At 39.5% G+C, this 15,261-nt stretch carries 18 protein-coding genes, 1 tRNA gene and 3 pseudogenes; 12 read left to right on the top strand and 10 right to left on the bottom strand.

Features of this window, described 5'->3' with window-relative positions; all coding sequences use genetic code 11:
- Window positions 1-52: 52 nt before the first annotated feature.
- From AB1I63_04160 to AB1I63_04150, 3 genes are all read right to left on the bottom strand, one after another.
- On the bottom strand, window positions 53-259 hold the full coding sequence (locus AB1I63_04160; protein MEW4354080.1) for a hypothetical protein: 207 nt from the start codon (window positions 257-259) through the stop codon (window positions 53-55).
- Window positions 260-283: 24 nt separating this feature from the next.
- Window positions 284-769, bottom strand: a complete 486-nt coding sequence (locus AB1I63_04155) for a hypothetical protein (protein MEW4354079.1) — start codon at window positions 767-769, stop codon at window positions 284-286.
- 130 nt (window positions 770-899) lie between these two features.
- Window positions 900-1,160: a hypothetical protein gene (locus AB1I63_04150; GenBank protein ID MEW4354078.1), complete on the bottom strand. Its 261-nt coding sequence runs from the start codon at window positions 1,158-1,160 to the stop codon at window positions 900-902.
- 356 nt (window positions 1,161-1,516) lie between these two features.
- Here AB1I63_04150 and AB1I63_04145 point away from each other — a divergent pair, with 356 nt between their 5' ends.
- Window positions 1,517-2,770 carry an IS110 family transposase gene (locus AB1I63_04145; protein ID MEW4354077.1) on the top strand — a complete coding sequence of 418 codons (1,254 nt, stop codon included), beginning with the start codon at window positions 1,517-1,519 and terminating at the stop codon, window positions 2,768-2,770.
- A 324-nt stretch (window positions 2,771-3,094) separates the two neighbouring features.
- Here AB1I63_04145 and AB1I63_04140 read toward each other — a convergent pair whose 3' ends face one another.
- The 5 genes and pseudogenes from AB1I63_04140 to AB1I63_04120 all read right to left on the bottom strand — a co-directional run bounded on the left by AB1I63_04140 (window position 3,095) and on the right by AB1I63_04120 (window position 5,328).
- Entirely contained in the window at window positions 3,095-3,397 is a 303-nt protein-coding gene (locus AB1I63_04140; protein MEW4354076.1) for a hypothetical protein, read from the bottom strand.
- A gap of 150 nt (window positions 3,398-3,547) precedes the next feature.
- Entirely contained in the window at window positions 3,548-3,727 is a 180-nt protein-coding gene (locus AB1I63_04135; GenBank protein ID MEW4354075.1) for a hypothetical protein, read from the bottom strand.
- A gap of 269 nt (window positions 3,728-3,996) precedes the next feature.
- Window positions 3,997-4,716 carry a Rha family transcriptional regulator gene (locus AB1I63_04130; GenBank protein ID MEW4354074.1) on the bottom strand — a complete coding sequence of 240 codons (720 nt, stop codon included), beginning with the start codon at window positions 4,714-4,716 and terminating at the stop codon, window positions 3,997-3,999.
- Between the two features lie 12 nt (window positions 4,717-4,728).
- A complete protein-coding gene (locus tag AB1I63_04125) occupies window positions 4,729-5,070 on the bottom strand; it encodes a hypothetical protein (GenBank protein ID MEW4354073.1) in 342 nt (113 codons plus the stop codon).
- A 59-nt stretch (window positions 5,071-5,129) separates the two neighbouring features.
- Window positions 5,130-5,328, bottom strand: a pseudogene (locus AB1I63_04120) (helix-turn-helix transcriptional regulator).
- 161 nt (window positions 5,329-5,489) lie between these two features.
- Between AB1I63_04120 and AB1I63_04115 the strand changes: the two are divergent.
- From AB1I63_04115 to AB1I63_04095, 5 genes and pseudogenes are all read left to right on the top strand, one after another.
- The gene (locus tag AB1I63_04115) at window positions 5,490-6,170 is read left to right on the top strand and encodes a helix-turn-helix transcriptional regulator (GenBank protein MEW4354072.1); all 681 of its coding nucleotides are present in this window, start codon (window positions 5,490-5,492) and stop codon (window positions 6,168-6,170) included.
- 88 nt (window positions 6,171-6,258) lie between these two features.
- On the top strand, window positions 6,259-7,089 hold the full coding sequence (locus AB1I63_04110) for an EbhA (protein MEW4354071.1): 831 nt from the start codon (window positions 6,259-6,261) through the stop codon (window positions 7,087-7,089).
- A 16-nt stretch (window positions 7,090-7,105) separates the two neighbouring features.
- A pseudogene (locus tag AB1I63_04105) lies at window positions 7,106-7,237 on the top strand (GTP pyrophosphokinase).
- A 607-nt stretch (window positions 7,238-7,844) separates the two neighbouring features.
- On the top strand, window positions 7,845-8,837 hold the full coding sequence (locus tag AB1I63_04100; GenBank protein MEW4354070.1) for a virulence RhuM family protein: 993 nt from the start codon (window positions 7,845-7,847) through the stop codon (window positions 8,835-8,837).
- A gap of 164 nt (window positions 8,838-9,001) precedes the next feature.
- A complete protein-coding gene (locus tag AB1I63_04095; protein MEW4354069.1) occupies window positions 9,002-10,138 on the top strand; it encodes a tyrosine-type recombinase/integrase in 1,137 nt (378 codons plus the stop codon).
- Between the two features lie 101 nt (window positions 10,139-10,239).
- Here AB1I63_04095 and AB1I63_04090 read toward each other — a convergent pair whose 3' ends face one another.
- Together AB1I63_04090 and AB1I63_04085 are read right to left on the bottom strand one after the other, a co-directional pair.
- Window positions 10,240-10,482: a type B 50S ribosomal protein L31 gene (locus tag AB1I63_04090; protein MEW4354068.1), complete on the bottom strand. Its 243-nt coding sequence runs from the start codon at window positions 10,480-10,482 to the stop codon at window positions 10,240-10,242.
- Between the two features lie 96 nt (window positions 10,483-10,578).
- The gene (locus AB1I63_04085) at window positions 10,579-11,523 is read right to left on the bottom strand and encodes a bifunctional oligoribonuclease/PAP phosphatase NrnA (GenBank protein MEW4354067.1); all 945 of its coding nucleotides are present in this window, start codon (window positions 11,521-11,523) and stop codon (window positions 10,579-10,581) included.
- A 143-nt stretch (window positions 11,524-11,666) separates the two neighbouring features.
- Here AB1I63_04085 and AB1I63_04080 point away from each other — a divergent pair, with 143 nt between their 5' ends.
- The 6 genes and pseudogenes from AB1I63_04080 (at window position 11,667) to AB1I63_04055 (ending at window position 15,252) form a co-directional block, all read left to right on the top strand.
- Complete coding sequence (locus AB1I63_04080; GenBank protein MEW4354066.1) at window positions 11,667-12,110, top strand: flavodoxin; 444 nt, start codon at window positions 11,667-11,669, stop codon at window positions 12,108-12,110.
- Between the two features lie 256 nt (window positions 12,111-12,366).
- Entirely contained in the window at window positions 12,367-12,642 is a 276-nt protein-coding gene (locus tag AB1I63_04075) for a chorismate mutase (protein MEW4354065.1), read from the top strand.
- Window positions 12,639-13,841, top strand: coding sequence for a chloride channel protein (locus AB1I63_04070; GenBank protein ID MEW4354064.1), 1,203 nt, complete (start codon window positions 12,639-12,641; stop codon window positions 13,839-13,841). Before AB1I63_04075 ends, AB1I63_04070 begins: the two co-directional genes overlap by 4 nt.
- A 125-nt stretch (window positions 13,842-13,966) precedes the next feature.
- Window positions 13,967-14,302 (top strand): annotated as a pseudogene (gene rplS / locus AB1I63_04065) (50S ribosomal protein L19).
- A gap of 80 nt (window positions 14,303-14,382) precedes the next feature.
- A tRNA-Arg gene (locus tag AB1I63_04060) sits at window positions 14,383-14,454 on the top strand.
- Between the two features lie 48 nt (window positions 14,455-14,502).
- Window positions 14,503-15,252: an alpha/beta hydrolase gene (locus AB1I63_04055; GenBank protein MEW4354063.1), complete on the top strand. Its 750-nt coding sequence runs from the start codon at window positions 14,503-14,505 to the stop codon at window positions 15,250-15,252.
- Window positions 15,253-15,261 lie beyond the last annotated feature (9 nt).

Below are 15,261 nucleotides of genomic sequence, written 5' to 3'. Positions count from 1 at the left end.
GATAAGCTCAAGCACGCGCCTATAATTCTCTGGTAAGGTCATTCGGTCCCTCCTAATTGCTTCGTCTCATGCCAAGCTGGATATAAGCCCCGTAGCAAGGGTTTAGCTCCTCCTTGGTATATTTGTCCACTCGCTCGCTTTTTGTCTCTGTATCCAGCTGAAAATAGCCTAGATGACGCCATAAATAGATGGCAATAGTCAACGTGACAACTGTCAAAATGATCACTTGGTCAAGCGGTAGGTTAAGTTCATCTAGCATGGCTGTCCTCCTAATTCTTATTTTTTACAAGCTCCCAGTCCAATAGTCAAGGTTGTTAGGCAAACCTTCGTTTTTGCGATGTATATCATCCCTAATCAGCGATACAATGTAATTTGCTACGTGGCTGCTATCCATAGGATACTTATTATCTTTTGATTTTTCTTTTAAATAGGCATCTAGGAAAAGAAAGCCATCAAATTGAGCTAACTCGGTGTACGTTTTATAATCTTCATTCATAACGCACCAGGAATTAGCGTATCTTTTTTCTCTGCCCTCTATGTCTTCAATCACACGCCGTATCGCATTTTTCTTAATCAATTGATATTCGGCGCTTTCATCTCGCTTAATTGTGCTTAATTCAAGTTCTGCCACGTCATTATATAAATCATCAAGATTTGCTATCAATGCTTTTAACTGTCTCTTAGCGTTCATATTTCTAAAGCCTGATAGACTATCTTTAATGATGGTTAACCTATCTGTAATAGTTGCTAGCGTTGATGTTGCTTCCATATTTCCCCTCAATTCATTTTTCTGTTAACCCTCTCGGGCTTCATGCGGTTGTTTACGATCCAATTATTTTTGTTTTAAGTAGCCAAGCTGGCTGTATTTGTTTTCTTAATTATGCGGGCAAGCTTAATCGTTATTCTTTTAGTTTTTCTAGTAAATTGTCAACGTCTCGGACATCATAGTAGATAGATTTGCCTTGTCTGCGATGTTTTAAACCAAGACTTTTGAGATATTCCATGTATTTAAAATCAAAGCGGTAGAGCTCCATGATCTCCCCTTGTCGTAAAGGTTTGCGCCTTTCTCGCTCGATTTCTTCCCTCGCTAGTTCTTTGGCTAGCTCCAGTGTTCCCCTCACAAGCTCATGACTTGCGGATTCGCTCAAAATTGATTCCATTTTCTCCCTCCTCGTAAAATAAGTTTATGGGGATTTTTAATCCCAAGTTTTAACAATTTTTAACTTGACTATTGCAAGGTTTTCCAGAACAATAGAGTCATGGAATGGACTCATGGTTGTTTCTTCTCCTCCTTGTTGCTTAGACTTCCGAAGAAAGTCTGTTACCCAAGCCTTGTCCCTACTTCCAACACACTAGCTGTTTCCACTAGTCTCACTTCTGTACTTAGTAGCGTACAGGCGGCAGGTGAGCTAGTGATGTGAATTCTATTATGCGAGGCTGTTGGTTCAAGGTGTTTCTGGGGAACCTTACAGTAGTCAAGAAATTTTCCAAATCCATATGAAAGGAGACCTTCCAAATGAAATGTTTTGTCGGTTTAGATGTTAGCTCTACCAAACTTGATGTCTGTATCATGCTCAGTGATACAACAACTCCCTTTACAGCTTCTCTTTCTAATGACCTAGCTGGTGCTTCTGAAATTAAGGAAAAGATCCTTCAGCTTCATGAAATCCATATCTTTGAACGAATCGTCATCGGCATGGAAGCAACTAGTCTCTATAGCTTTCACCCTGCTATGTTCTTTCATGAAGATAGTCAATTGAAGGCTCTTAACGTTGAAGTGATGGTGGAACAGCCCAATAAGATTAAGAAATATCGCGAAGCCTTTGAAGAAAGCAAAAATGATACCATTGATGCCTTCTACATCGCTGATTATTTTCGGATTGAGCGCTTTTCCCCTGCCTTTCTCAAAGAAGAGAAATACCTTGCCCTCCAACATCTGACTAGAACGAGACTTCAACTCATTGAACAGCTAACAAGAACCAAACAGCACTTTATTGAAAATATTTATTATAAGTGCAATACCTTATCAACTGAAATCAAGAATGAAGAGCTAACTACCAATCTCTGGTCTAGCACTGTCATCTCTTTGATGACGGAAGACTATACTCTTGATGACTTGGCTAATATTCCACTCAATGACTTGGCTGACTTCATCCAAAAAATGGGAAGAGGCCGATTTAAAGCGCCTGAGAAATTAGCGAAAGCCATTCAAGCTGCTATTCGTGGGTCTTATCGACTCTCTAAACTCCAACAGGATTCCGTCAATGTGGTGCTTGGATTATTAGCTAGAGAAATGCGACATCTTGAGAAGATGATTAAGGATATTGATAAAGCTATCGAGGATATGGTAGAGGTCATTCCTGAATATCAATGTCTAACCTCTATACCTGGTGTCGGGAAAGTCTACGCTGCAGGGATTATCGCTGAGATTGGACAGATTGAACGCTTTAAAGACCATCCTCAAGTCGCTAAATATGCGGGATTGAACTGGAAACAGAATCAATCTGGGAACGCTCATTCTCCAAATACTGACCTTGTGAAACGAGGCAACCGCTATCTCCGTTATTACTTAGTTGAAGCCGCCAACTCTGTCAGACGACATGATAGCGAATATCAAGCCTTTTACAAGAAGAAGTATCAAGAAGTGCCTAAACACCAACACAAAAGAGCCATCGTCTTAACTGCTAGAAAGTTTGTGCGTCTGGTGGATGTGCTACTACGCAACCGCCAACTCTATACGCCACCAAGGAGGCTTATGGAAGATAATTGATTATCGGCACAAGTCCTTGGATAAGCTAGTGAAAAAAGCGATTTTCACTAGGTGTTTTTACTGCACCCTTTTTTCTAGAAAATTAACTAAAAGTTATTCAACTTTTTCTTGACTTTTTACCACTAGACTTGTGGTATAATAGGGGCACAAAGAAATACCTAAGCGGTGTTTCTTCGTGCTTTGTTTAAAGGCTAGGAAGTTTGGTCGCTCTCTAAGCCTTTTTTGTTTGTCGTTTTTAACGGCTCTAATTGCTGTTTTCAGCTTCTGAAATGTTCTCGGATATATTTACCTTAGGGAGATATTTCAGTTCTGTTTTTTAAAGCCCTATGCTTCGTTATCAGAAGAAAAACGCATTTTAGCCCGTCGGCTTATCTCTGCTTTTTGTTCCTCGGATAACTTCCTTTTGTTTTTTACAAACGGATTGACTGAAAAATCTTCTAAATTTGAAAGTTTTGCCCGAACGTAGATACAAAAATCATTCTCAAGCTCTTTTTCTACACTATCAAAAGCATGTTCCATTTTTAAAATCTTTGTAACATGTCGTCTTACATTGCTTTCAAAGAACCAACAATTGTCAAACTCATCGTAACGAATAACCGTTTCACGTTCTTCTGGTAAGTAGCCCATATTTCTATTTTTGAGTACACAAAAAGCGTACTACCTTTCTGTAAATTTTGGGTTCACAAAATAGAGTACGCATGGTATAATATTTACGTACCTACTTTGTGGGTGCTGCGATAGTGTATAGCCCAAATTTTGGCGAAGGCGGGTTATACGCTATTTTTTTAGCTCATGGTAGACTTTTTCAAGTCCTATCATCAAAATATCTGTTTGAGTTTTGCCTGTTGCTTTTACACAATATTCAAGCATTTCTACTTGTTCATCAGTCATTCTCACACGTTTACTTTGATTTTTTGGATTTGTGGTAGGTCTGCCAATCTTTTTAGATGTGGTCATTTTTTCTCCTTTCTGTATCCACAAAAAAATTATATACTAACGTGGATACATAAGTCAACCCCTAAACCAAACTTTTTTTTAAAATTTGCGTACTCTATTCAGTTTTCAAAGTTCTTATGGTATAATCTAATCAAATAAATTCACTAAAACTCTTACGGCTTGCCTGTTGTATTTTGTTTTAGTTGGTGTTTAAAGGCTTGAGAGTTTGCCGACTGCTAAGCCTTTTTTTGTTGCTCTCACGCGCCCTGTGGTGCGTTTTTTTGTGTCTGTCATACTGTCAAGAGTCCAGCAATACCAAATATTGGTGGGCGTAGCTGGTCAACCTCTGACGGCTGCCAATCCTTTAGGGTCGCACGAACATAGGGCAGTTTTAGCTTTTTCTTAACCGCACAATAGTTTACGATTTCCTCGAACTCTGCCAAGCCAATCTCCATCACCTTAGGGCGGATAGAGCGAATATAGGGGTAGGAGATACTCTTATCATGTCCGTAGTAGCGGAGCAAGCCATAGATACCGATAGCGAAGTAGTCCCGCCCTAGCTCGTCATCCTTTGGTTGGATGATGATGTCAGCGCGTGATAGGCGGTCACGGATGATCTCGACTAGCTGGGCTGGCGTTGGGTTTTCGGGGTCTGCGATGGTTTGATGTTCAAGGGCTTTTTGCATGCGGTCAAATTCTTCAATGTAAGCGCACTGATATGCATCGGCTTTTTCTCCTGTATAACCCATAACTAAGTAAGTGCATCCTTTTTGTGTCATAAAATAAATAGGACGTTTTTTACCTTGGCTATCTGTGTAAGTTTCTTCCCAAAAGTACGTATCTACTTCATCTTTTGGCGTGAGCCCAATTTTGGGCTCACCTTTTTTTAATCTTTCAATCTTGATTCTTATATCCTCTAATACCCGCTTGTGTCTTTTTCCAAAAACTTCCGCAACTTGTAAGCTACTTACTACCAAGGTCCTATCTCTCAAAATAATTCCTAAATCCATTGAGTTCCTCCTTTAAAATCCAAATGCCTTTTTATTTTGCTCGATAATCTCTCGCTCTGTTATCAGTTTCATCATCACTTCAAAAGATTTTTGGGAATCTAGCTGAACTTCACCGACTAACAGAGCAAAACCGTTTTGAGTGATGAAATAGCCGTTCGTGTCTTTGATGAAATAGTTATTGATGTCAATATCTGACGGGATTAGTGATTTCAGATTGTCTTTTTCCTCTGTCATCAGGTCAATCATCTTTTCAATAGCTCCGATAATGTCGCTATGTTCCTTGTCAAACTCTTTAGCGAGTGATTGACTGCCAATAGCTGGCATATCGTGTGTTGTAATAATTTTAAGTTCCATTGTGTACCTCGTTTCTAATTAGTTTCAGATTTTTCATGGGTGAAAGGTAGTGAAAAATCTTAGTGCTGGGTAGTGATAAGCTCATCTAGCGTTACATTCAAAAAGTTTGCAATCTTAGTCATGGTTTCCATGCTAGGATTTTTTTGAACGCTCATAATAGATAGCAGTTAAGGTACTTTTAGAAATACCTGTACCAGTATGAACATCAGCAACCTTTTTCCGTTGCTTGGCTAGAATAACTCGAAAATTATTTTTCAAACTTCCATCCTCCTTTTTGATATTTGTTATATTTTAGCGAACTCGCTAACAAAAAACATATTACACCATTAAAAAATATTTGTCAATAGTCTATTATATTTTTTTGATATTTGTTTTTTTTTACAATATAGGTTATAATCTAGCTATGGAGGAAAGTAACTATGATAAAGACAAATTTTGCTGTACTGATGGCTGAGAGAGGTTTAAAAATTGCTGATGTATATGAAGATACAGGCATTTCAAAAACAACTCTAATGGCACTATCTGAAAATACAGGTAAAGGGGTTCAATTTGATACAGTTGACAAACTCTGTAATTATTTGGGAATTGAGTTGAAAGATTTTTTTGTGTATAGTCCATATATTTGGAAGATTTATAACAAAGAGAATTATGAATACAAAGAAGAGAGCGATAACATAATCGCTATAAATCTAAAATCTATTCACAGTGAGCGAATTTATATCTTTAACCTTTTCTTTTTCTCCCCCAAACACATCGACTCACCAACCGATGATGAAACTGTAAAACTTTGGGTACGCTTATCTCTAGATGAAGATAGTGGAAATTTTGGGTACAAGGATTTTTATAATTTCGTGTCATCTTTGCCAGTGGCGTTTAAAACACACTTTTACAATGATGTAATCGAAATATTAAAAAAACATTATATAAATTCTGAAACTGTGATTTCTGCCTATAGATATGACTTTCATCCCACAAAGGAATATTTAACTAAAATTAAACTAAATAAAAATGACAAAGTTCTTATCTCATTTTTTGATAATTACGGAAGCTCTCACGTTCCTAAAGAAGTCCAAATTGATAAAACTGTCAAAATTGACTAACCCTCAAGGCATACCGTAGCCGTTTCAAACTAACCCACGCGCCACAATTTGATTATTCCCGCCACATATACATCAAGGAGAAAACAAAATGAAAAATAAAAAAATCTGGATTATTTCTGTATCAGCAATCATGGTATTAGCTGCAGTTGCGTATTATTTTTATATCTTTGCACCACATCAGCAAGCTGTAAAAGCCTTTGAAGCAGCCGAAGAGAAAGTTGTTGATAAAAATAAAAAGCTAGAGAGTTCAATAACTGAAGCTCAAGAGCTTGTAAAAACGGGCGAAAAACCATTAGAGGATAAGACGCTAGACTACTTAAAAGCGACTGTGGAAGAAGCCGACAAGGAAAAAAGAAAAATCCCTGAAATAGCAAAGAAAACCGAAGATATTCTTAAGCAAACAGAGGAACTTGAACAACCCTTAGATTATACGGAAATTGAAACGAAAATTGCTGCTGCTATAAAAGAATATCAGAATAGTGTTACTCAATTAAAGCAAATTACAAATCCGTCTCAAACATTTGTAGAAGAACGCTTGAAAGAACTTGATACTATCAAAGAAATTCAATCGGTTACAGAATCCAACGATCCAAACGGGAAGCTAAACAAACAAGGAGGATATACTGCCTCGGTCTATTTTATTGATAATCAAGTCACTATCCCTGTTGAAGGGGCTGATATTGTAGCCAAAGGCAATGATGGCGGAGGAAATATTGAAGTTTACGGTACAACTGAAGATGCTGAGAAAAGAAATACTTATCTTAGTGCGTTTGACGGTCAAGGCTTATTAGACCCTGGTTCTCACTATGTTTATGGAACTATTGTAATTCGTACATCAAGACATCTAACAGCAAGCCAGCAAAAAGAACTAACAGATAAAATTTATAAAAAACTAATCGAACTTAAAGAACTTAAATAAATCAAAAGGAGCCACAATGCTAGAAAAAGTAGAACGCCTAATAGCTGAAATCAACCGAATACATCTCGCCTACTCTCAAGATTATTTTGAAACCGGTAAGGTTGAAAAAGTAAACTTAAAGCACACCTTTGCTAAAGTACCGAAACGGTAGAAATGACGGTTCAAATCGTCCCATCATCCAAGATGACCCCTCAAAATAGGAGGTCAGCCACTCAAAAAGGGAGTCGTTCCTACCGACCTCCTACCAGCCAACGATAGGATGATTTATCCTGTCCTCTATCGAATAGCTTTCTTTTGCTAAGGTACCAAAATGTTGAAGTGTTTTTCTGTTCGTTGGATCATGGTTTCCTTAGCTATATTTAATTTGATGATGTGGTCAGTCGTATTTTGACCTGTTGAAGAGGCGAGACATTTTTGGGTCACCTTTAACAAAATCAACTGATAAAGTTGTTTCAAGCTAACCCACGCGCCACAATATTGGCATTCCTGAAAAATGTCAAGTTTTGTCAATAGCCCCACCCGCTGCGCGTGATCACCAAGCCAACAAAAAAGGCGTAGCAGTGCTACACCTTAACAGAAATGGTAGTAAAAGAATAACAAAAAGCCAGCACTCGCTAACTCTGCGAGCAATAAAAATACTATTATATCATTTTCTAATATTTTTATTTTGGGATGGCTCCCAATAGTTCTAGTATAACATAAAAAGCTAAAACTATCCCAGTACAGATTGCAATAACAGATAGAAAGTAGCCTTAATGAACGAATTACAATTTTTAATCTATTCTGCTAACAATGATCAAGAAACAGCCAGCGTGATTATCCGTGGTGAAACCATTTGGGCTAGCCAAAAAGAAATGGCCAGATTGTTTGATGTTGGTGTTCCTGCAATCAGCAAGCACTTGAAAAATATCTTTGATGAGGGCGAACTAGAAGAGAAAGCAACTATTTCCAAAATGGAAACAGTTCAAATTGAGGGGAGCCGTGAGGTCAGTCGTCAAGTTGATTATTACAATCTAGACGTGATCATCTCTGTTGGCTATCGGGTCAACTCTCAGAAAGCCACGCGCTTTAGGCAATGGGCAACCTCTGTATTACGTGAGTACATGATAAAAGGTTTTGCTATGGATGATGAGCGCCTTAAACAAGGTGAAAATCTCCTAGAAAAAGATTACTTCCGCGAACTCTTGGAACGTGTCCGCTCAATCCGTGCAAGTGAGCGCCGTATTTGGTTACAAATTACGGATATATTCGCAGAAATTTCTATCGATTATGACCCAGAAAGCAATATGACAAAACAGTTTTATGCTGCTGTTCAAAATAAATTCCATTATGCCATTACTGGAAAGACTGCTGCTGAAATTATCTACACTCAAGCAGACCATACCAAGGACAATATGGGACTAACAACTTGGAAACACTCTCCAGACGGGCGTATTTTACAATCAGATACCCAGGTAGCCAAAAATTACCTATCGGTTGATGAAATCCGCTCCTTGGAAAGAAGCATATCCAGCTTTTTTGATTATCTAGAAAGACAAATCGAGCAGAAAAAAGCCCAGACCATGCAGCAGCTTGCTGAAAGTATTGACCGTTTTTTGACCTTCCAAGAGTATGACGTTTTAACTGACCGTGGGAAAATCAGTTCTAAGGCTGCAAAAGAAAAAGCCAAAGCAGAGTACCAACTATTCAACAAAACTCAAAAAATCAATTCAGATTTTGAAAAACAGATAAAGAAATTGACTGAGTAAAAAGCGCATTTAAAGCCGATTTTAGGCGTTCTATCCCTCTTTGGTATAATTGACCACCAAACCAAAAACAGACGAAAATAGGGGCGGTTTCGTAACGCTAGCACGTTAAAAATCATGATTTATTTTCTTAATTATGCGGGCAAGCTAAAAGAAGGGAAATATACATGATTAAACAATACAAATTGAAAAGCGGAGAAATCCGCTATATGTACCATGCCTATCTTGGCATAGATAAAGACACTGGAAAAGAAGTCAAGGCTTGCAAACGTGGCTTTAAAACCATGAAAGAAGCGAAGCAGGCGGAGCGTTTGCTATTGGTTAGGGTGGAAAAAGAAGGGTTGCCGAAAGCTCCCCAACGTATCAAGTTTGAGGAAGTGTTCAGGTTATGGCTAAATCACTATAAAAATACGGTCAAAGAAAGTACCTATGTCAGACAAAAGGCACAAGCTGAATTGCATATTGTCCCTATTTTTGGCGATTTGTACGTTGATAGCATTAAGCTGCCTTTTTGTCAGCAGCAAGCCAATACTTGGTTCAAGAAATACGCCAAATATTCTAATTTTATCGGTATGACTCAAACAATTCTAGATTATGCGGTCAATCTTGGCTATATCGATGACAATCCAATGAAAAAGGTCATCAGACCCCGTAAGATTGAAAAAGTCGATGATGAGAAGATAGAAAACTTTTACGACAAGAAAGAGTTGAAGGAGTTCTTATCTTGCGTGGAAAAGGAGAACAACAAAGAATTAAGTGTTATTTTTCGGATCTTATCCTTTACTGGGCTAAGAAAAAGCGAGCTGATGGCTCTACGGTGGAAAGATATAGACTTGGCCCATGCGAGCCTAACGGTCAACCAGACCGTTGTTTACGGCGAAGATAATCAAATGATTTTTCAGACACCAAAAACCAAAAAGAGCAAACGAACCATCTCACTAGATCCAATCACTGTGAGCAAACTCAAAAGCTGGAGGCTGGAAAAGAAAAAAGAGGCTTTTCCGTATCAACTCAAAGAGAGCCATTTAGTCTTTACACGCTTAGATGGTCAACCTCATAGCTTTGATTTTATCAATTACAACTTGAGAAAAATTCTAACAAAATACGAATTGAAAAAGATAACCCCTCACGGTTTTCGCCATACTCATTGCAGCTTGCTGTTTGAAGCAGGAGCGACAATCAAGGAAGTACAAGAGCGACTAGGTCATGAAGATATCAAGACGACCATGAACATTTACGCTCACGTTAGCAAAGAGACGAAGGAGCAGACCGCCCATAAGTTCGCCCAATACATGAACCTATAAAAGTATGTCGCAATCATTCTCGCAATCACGCGCAAAAAAAGCCATCCCAATCTCTCGGAAATGGCTTAAAATCAACATTCTTAAGCAATAAATGCGGTTGATTATTTGAGACCGTATTTTTTGTTGAAACGATCCACACGTCCATCTGCTTGCGTGAACTTTTGACGTCCAGTGTAGAATGGGTGTGAGTCTGATGAAATTTCGACACGGATCAATGGGTAAGTTTCACCTTCGAATTCAACTGTTTCGTTTGAAGATTTTGTTGAACCGCTAAGGAACTTGAAGCCAGTAGTAGTGTCCATGAAGACAACAGGGCGATAATCTGGATGAATATCTTTTTTCATTTTAAAAAATCCTTTCTGCCATGGTCTCTGTGCGAGCCATAGATTAGTTACTTTGATAGTATATCAAAGTCTGCGTGGCTTGACAAGTATTTTCTATCAAATTTCTTTGTTTTTTACAAGATTTTGTAATTCTTGGTAGATTTTATCCACTTCTTCTGAAGAGTAGGCGTTAGCACCGCTTGCAAGCGGATGTCCTCCACCATCGTGGTTTTTAGCGACTTCGTTAATGGGGATAAATTTACTGCGCAAGCGTACACGGTAGTTACCATTTTCCTGCTCCACAAAAATTCCCCACAACTCAACCTTGTCAATCTTTCCTGGAGCAGATACAATGGCTGCGGTATCGGCATCGGTCAGTCCGTTTTCTTTTAAGAGTTTTTGGGTGAGAATTACGCGTGCGACCCCATTTTCATCCATTTCGAGATGATCATAGACATAGCCTTGGAGTTTGGCGATAGGATAGCTAAAGGAATCCATTTTCCGAGCTAATCCTGCAAAGTCAAATGGATAAGCGCGGAGCTTACTTGCGATTTCTAAGGTTTTAGCAGTGGTTGCAGGATAGAGGAAACGCCCAGTATCGCCGATAATCCCTGCATAGAGCAATTTTGCGGTGTAATCATCTAAGGCTAAACCTAGATCAAAAGCAAAACGAGCAATCATCTCACTGGTACTGCTGGCATTCGTATCGACCCATAGGAGATCGCCATAAGCATCATCATTCGGATGATGGTCGATTTTAATTAAAAAATCACCATTTTCATATCGCTTGTCATCAATGCGAGCTGTATTTGCCGTGTCACAGACAATGACAAGAGCGCCTTCGTAGCTAGTGTCTAGGACTTCATCCATGCGTGCTAACCAAGTCAAACTTGGCTCATCATAACCTGGCGTTAAAATCGTTTTCTCTGGGAAATGGAGCTGCAAGAGATGTTTTAGACCTACTTGACTGCTTAGTGCATCAGGGTCTGGTCGCATGTGACGATGGATGATAATCGTATCGTATTCTTTGATTTTATGTAGAATTTGTGTTTGTAAATTCATAGATAGTCTCCAATCTCTTTCCTTCATTCTACCATAATCAAACATGTTTTGAAAATGGATAAGCTAGAAAATTCGCTTGAAAATGGTGCAATTCTTTGGAGAACATGGTATAATGTTTCTCATATGAATACGAGGAGGAAACTATGGCTTTAGCAAAGGTTGTATTTGCAAGTATGACGGGAAATACGGAAGAAATCGCAGATATTGTCGCAGATCGTTTGAAAGATTTGGGACTTGATGTCGATGTGGATGAGTGTACGACGGTTGATGCCGAAGATTTTTTAGAGGCAGATATTGCGATTGTAGCGACTTATACTTATGGCGATGGAGAGTTGCCAGATGAAATCGTAGACTTTTATGAGGACTTGGCAGGTTTAGACTTGTCTGGTAAGGTCTACGGAGTGGTTGGCTCAGGTGATACTTTCTATGATGAATTTTGTAAAGCAGTAGATGATTTTGAAGCTGTGTTTGCAGGTACAGGGGCAGAAAAAGGAGCTGATAGTGTCAAGGTAGATTTATCAGCTGAAGATGAAGATATAGAAAAATTAGAAAACTTTGCAAATAGCCTAGTTGAAAAATTGGGTTAAACCATTGAAAGGTGTCTCATTGCATATATAGAGAATGTCACGCACTTTTACGAGACTTGCTAGTAGTGAGACAGTTGAAAACAGGGGAGAGGGAGATCGAGATGGACTATCACGATACAGTCCCGCTCCCTCTTTTATAGTCAATTAGTTTTCATTTATTACATTGCTAACTTGTCTTGTCTAACTCTGGTTATGCTTGAGACTCATTACCTTGTACTAAATCAAAACGAAACAACTATACTAGAAAGGATTGAACATGGATTTAGAAAAAATTCGACAAGAAATTGATCAGGTTGATAAAGATTTGGTGGCTTTGCTTGAAAAGCGGATGGACTTGGTCAGTCAAGTTGTTGCCTATAAGGCAAAGGTTGGAAAAGCTGTCCTAGACAGTAAACGTGAAGAAGAGGTCTTGGAGAAGGTTGCAGAAAGAGTGGAGAATAAAGATTATCAAGAAAGACTGGTTGCAACCTTTGAGGCGATTATGAAAGAATCAAGAGCCTATCAAGCAAGTGTCTTGGAGCGCAAGAAATGACAGTTTTGCTCAAGGTCAAGGATGGTGTGATTTGGACTCTTTTTGCTCTGGTCATAGGAATCTTGGTGGGTACCTTAGCAACGGTTTTTGGTCGTGTACTCTTGTGGATAGGAGAGCTGCGTTCCGCTCACTTTCTTATCTTTTTACCTTTTTTGTCTTTGGTGGGGATGTTGATTGTCTTGATTTATCAGAGATATGGAGGAAATGCAGGTAAAGGGATGGCTCTTATCTTTGAGGTCGGGCACGGTCGCGATGACGAGATTCCAAAGCGTTTGATTCCCTTGGTAATGGTGACGACTTGGTTGACCCATTTGTTTGGTGGCTCAGCAGGGCGCGAAGGTGTGGCAGTACAGCTAGGCGCAACGGTTTCTTATCAGCTAGGGAAAAGTTATTTCTCGAGGCGAGAACAAAAGCGCTTGATTGTGATGGGCATGGCGGCTGGATTTGCTGGATTGTTTCAAACACCCTTGGCTGCAACCTTGTTTGCTATGGAGATTTTGGTCGTGGGTTCCCTAGCAGTATCAGCCTTTTGGCCAGCTCTTGTAGCTGCTGTGGTGGCAAGTTTTATTTCACATTCTTTGGGGTTGGAAAGGTTTGCGTTTCCTCTAACAGGAATTCCTGATTTGACAATGGAACTCTTTTTCAAGCTCATCTTGTTAGGAGTTTTATTTGGTCTTTGTGGAAATGCCTTTGCGTGGAGTCTAGCACATTTGAAAGGAGTGGTTAGTCAGTGGTTTCCTAGTCCCTATAGACGGATTGTTGTGCTAGGGTTTGTGCTGAGTTTGGGCTTGCTGGTCCTTGGACAAGGGCGTTATGCAGGTCTAGGGACCAACTTGATTGCAGCGAGTTTTTCAGGGCGAGGTATTGCTGCTTATGATTGGTTTTTCAAGCTCATCTTTACCGTAGTGACCCTCGCTGCAGGCTATCAAGGTGGAGAGGTGACGCCTTTGTTTGCTATTGGAGCTAGTTTAGGTGTCTTTTTAGCTCCATTCTTTGGCTTGCCCCTTGTATTTGTGGCAGCCTTGGGCTATGCAGGCGTCTTTGCGGGAGCAAGTTCAACCTTTTTAGGACCTATCTTGATTGGATGCGAGGTGTTTGGCTTTGTACATTTTCCAGCTTTTTTTATCGTGTGTAGCCTTGCTTTTCTCCTCAATCGTTCTCAATCCATCTATTCTCTACAAAAAGTAGCAGAATCGTGATTAAAACTCTTTACATTTTTCAAAGAAATGTGATATAATAATGAGCGTGTGTAATGGACGCACAAAAAACGGCTAATCCGCTGGACCGAGCGTTTATGATTAGCAAGAATAGGAGAAGAAAAAACATGAATCCATTGATCCAAAGTTTGACAGAAGGTCAACTTCGTACTGATATCCCTGCATTCCGTCCTGGTGACACTGTGCGCGTTCACGCGAAAGTTGTCGAAGGAAACCGCGAACGTATCCAGATCTTTGAAGGCGTTGTAATCGCTCGTAAAGGTCAAGGAATCTCAGAAAACTACACAGTTCGTAAAATCTCTAACGGTGTAGGTGTAGAACGTATCTTCCCACTTCACACACCACGTGTTGAAAAAATCGAAGTCGTACGTTACGGTAAAGTACGTCGTGCGAAATTGTACTACCTACGTGCTCTTCAAGGTAAAGCTGCACGTATCAAAGAATTCGTCGTTAATCGGAGCTTTAGAGTTTTCTCTTTGCTCCAACGACTTGAAATCTGTCCCAGTGGCAGATTTTTTCGTAAGTCCCTTTAGTTCAATGGATATAACAACTCCCTCCTAAGGAGTAGTTGCTGGTTCGATTCCGGCAGGGGACATGGATAGGGTTGAGCGGTTGTGCTCAGCCCTTTTGAATAGGAGTTTTTATGCAAGCTTATTTTATAGGTGGGTTGGGCTGTAATGTCTACTATCCTCAGGATTTAATGGCTGAATTGCCTTTTGAGATCAAGTATGTGGATCTATACCATGATAGTGTTTTCCCTTTTTTAGAAAGTATGGAGACTTTTGCTGCTTGGTTTGAGAAGAAAGTGGACATCTCAGAGGATATTTTTCTCATCGCTCATTCATTGGGAGCTGATTTGGCGGTAGCTTTGGCTGCACGTTATGAGTGCGTTCATTTGGTTCTTTTAGATGGTGGTTTTTTAGATATGGATAAGATTTGCTCCTTGGAGGATGAGTTGTCTGGGGCAAAATTCTATCTGGAGCAGACACGCTTTGAGAGTCTTGAGAAAGCTGTGGAAGTAGAAAAAGCAAGTTCTTTATTTTGGACAGAACATTTAGAAAAGGCTGTAAGAAATTCATATGTGTATGATGAAGTTTCACAGAGCTTTGCTTTAAATTTCTCTTTTGACCTTGTGAAATCTTTGCTACATTTGAGAAGACAGGTTTTTGGGCAGATTGACAAAATTGCTGGTTCTGTATTGCTTTTGATTCCAGCCTTAGATGAGGATACGCCTGCTTGGAAAAAGGAGGCACTGAGCACCTTACCTAGTCATGTGCGCATTTGTGAAGTAAGAGACACTGGACATTCTCTTTATACAGAAAAGCCTAAAGAGGTTGCCTCTATCATTTACGAGGAGTGGGAAAAGATTCTTACGGCTAAACGCGGTTCTTAAAGACCGTGT

Source organism: Streptococcus pneumoniae, from assembly GCA_040719455.1.
In the GTDB taxonomy this organism is placed as follows: domain Bacteria; phylum Bacillota; class Bacilli; order Lactobacillales; family Streptococcaceae; genus Streptococcus; species Streptococcus pneumoniae_G.
The sequence above is the reverse complement of the archived record's forward strand: the minus strand, read 5'-3'. Positions and strand labels throughout refer to the sequence as shown.

Bases quoted from the DNA above. Each gene is read 5' to 3' on its own strand.
- AB1I63_04055 (MEW4354063.1), top strand. From the start codon at position 14,503: ATGCAAGCTTATTTTATAGGTGGGTTGGGCTGTAATGTCTACTATCCT.
- AB1I63_04070 (MEW4354064.1), top strand. From the start codon at position 12,639: ATGACAGTTTTGCTCAAGGTCAAGGATGGTGTGATTTGGACTCTTTTT.
- AB1I63_04150 (MEW4354078.1), bottom strand. From the start codon at position 1,160: ATGGAATCAATTTTGAGCGAATCCGCAAGTCATGAGCTTGTGAGGGGA.
- AB1I63_04155 (MEW4354079.1), bottom strand. From the start codon at position 769: ATGGAAGCAACATCAACGCTAGCAACTATTACAGATAGGTTAACCATC.
- AB1I63_04095 (MEW4354069.1), top strand. From the start codon at position 9,002: ATGATTAAACAATACAAATTGAAAAGCGGAGAAATCCGCTATATGTAC.
- AB1I63_04090 (MEW4354068.1), bottom strand. From the start codon at position 10,482: ATGAAAAAAGATATTCATCCAGATTATCGCCCTGTTGTCTTCATGGAC.
- AB1I63_04145 (MEW4354077.1), top strand. From the start codon at position 1,517: ATGAAATGTTTTGTCGGTTTAGATGTTAGCTCTACCAAACTTGATGTC.
- AB1I63_04140 (MEW4354076.1), bottom strand. From the start codon at position 3,397: ATGGGCTACTTACCAGAAGAACGTGAAACGGTTATTCGTTACGATGAG.
- AB1I63_04115 (MEW4354072.1), top strand. From the start codon at position 5,490: ATGATAAAGACAAATTTTGCTGTACTGATGGCTGAGAGAGGTTTAAAA.
- AB1I63_04135 (MEW4354075.1), bottom strand. From the start codon at position 3,727: ATGACCACATCTAAAAAGATTGGCAGACCTACCACAAATCCAAAAAAT.
- AB1I63_04125 (MEW4354073.1), bottom strand. From the start codon at position 5,070: ATGGAACTTAAAATTATTACAACACACGATATGCCAGCTATTGGCAGT.
- AB1I63_04075 (MEW4354065.1), top strand. From the start codon at position 12,367: ATGGATTTAGAAAAAATTCGACAAGAAATTGATCAGGTTGATAAAGAT.
- AB1I63_04085 (MEW4354067.1), bottom strand. From the start codon at position 11,523: ATGAATTTACAAACACAAATTCTACATAAAATCAAAGAATACGATACG.
- AB1I63_04160 (MEW4354080.1), bottom strand. From the start codon at position 259: ATGCTAGATGAACTTAACCTACCGCTTGACCAAGTGATCATTTTGACA.
- AB1I63_04130 (MEW4354074.1), bottom strand. From the start codon at position 4,716: ATGGATTTAGGAATTATTTTGAGAGATAGGACCTTGGTAGTAAGTAGC.
- AB1I63_04110 (MEW4354071.1), top strand. From the start codon at position 6,259: ATGAAAAATAAAAAAATCTGGATTATTTCTGTATCAGCAATCATGGTA.
- AB1I63_04080 (MEW4354066.1), top strand. From the start codon at position 11,667: ATGGCTTTAGCAAAGGTTGTATTTGCAAGTATGACGGGAAATACGGAA.
- AB1I63_04100 (MEW4354070.1), top strand. From the start codon at position 7,845: ATGAACGAATTACAATTTTTAATCTATTCTGCTAACAATGATCAAGAA.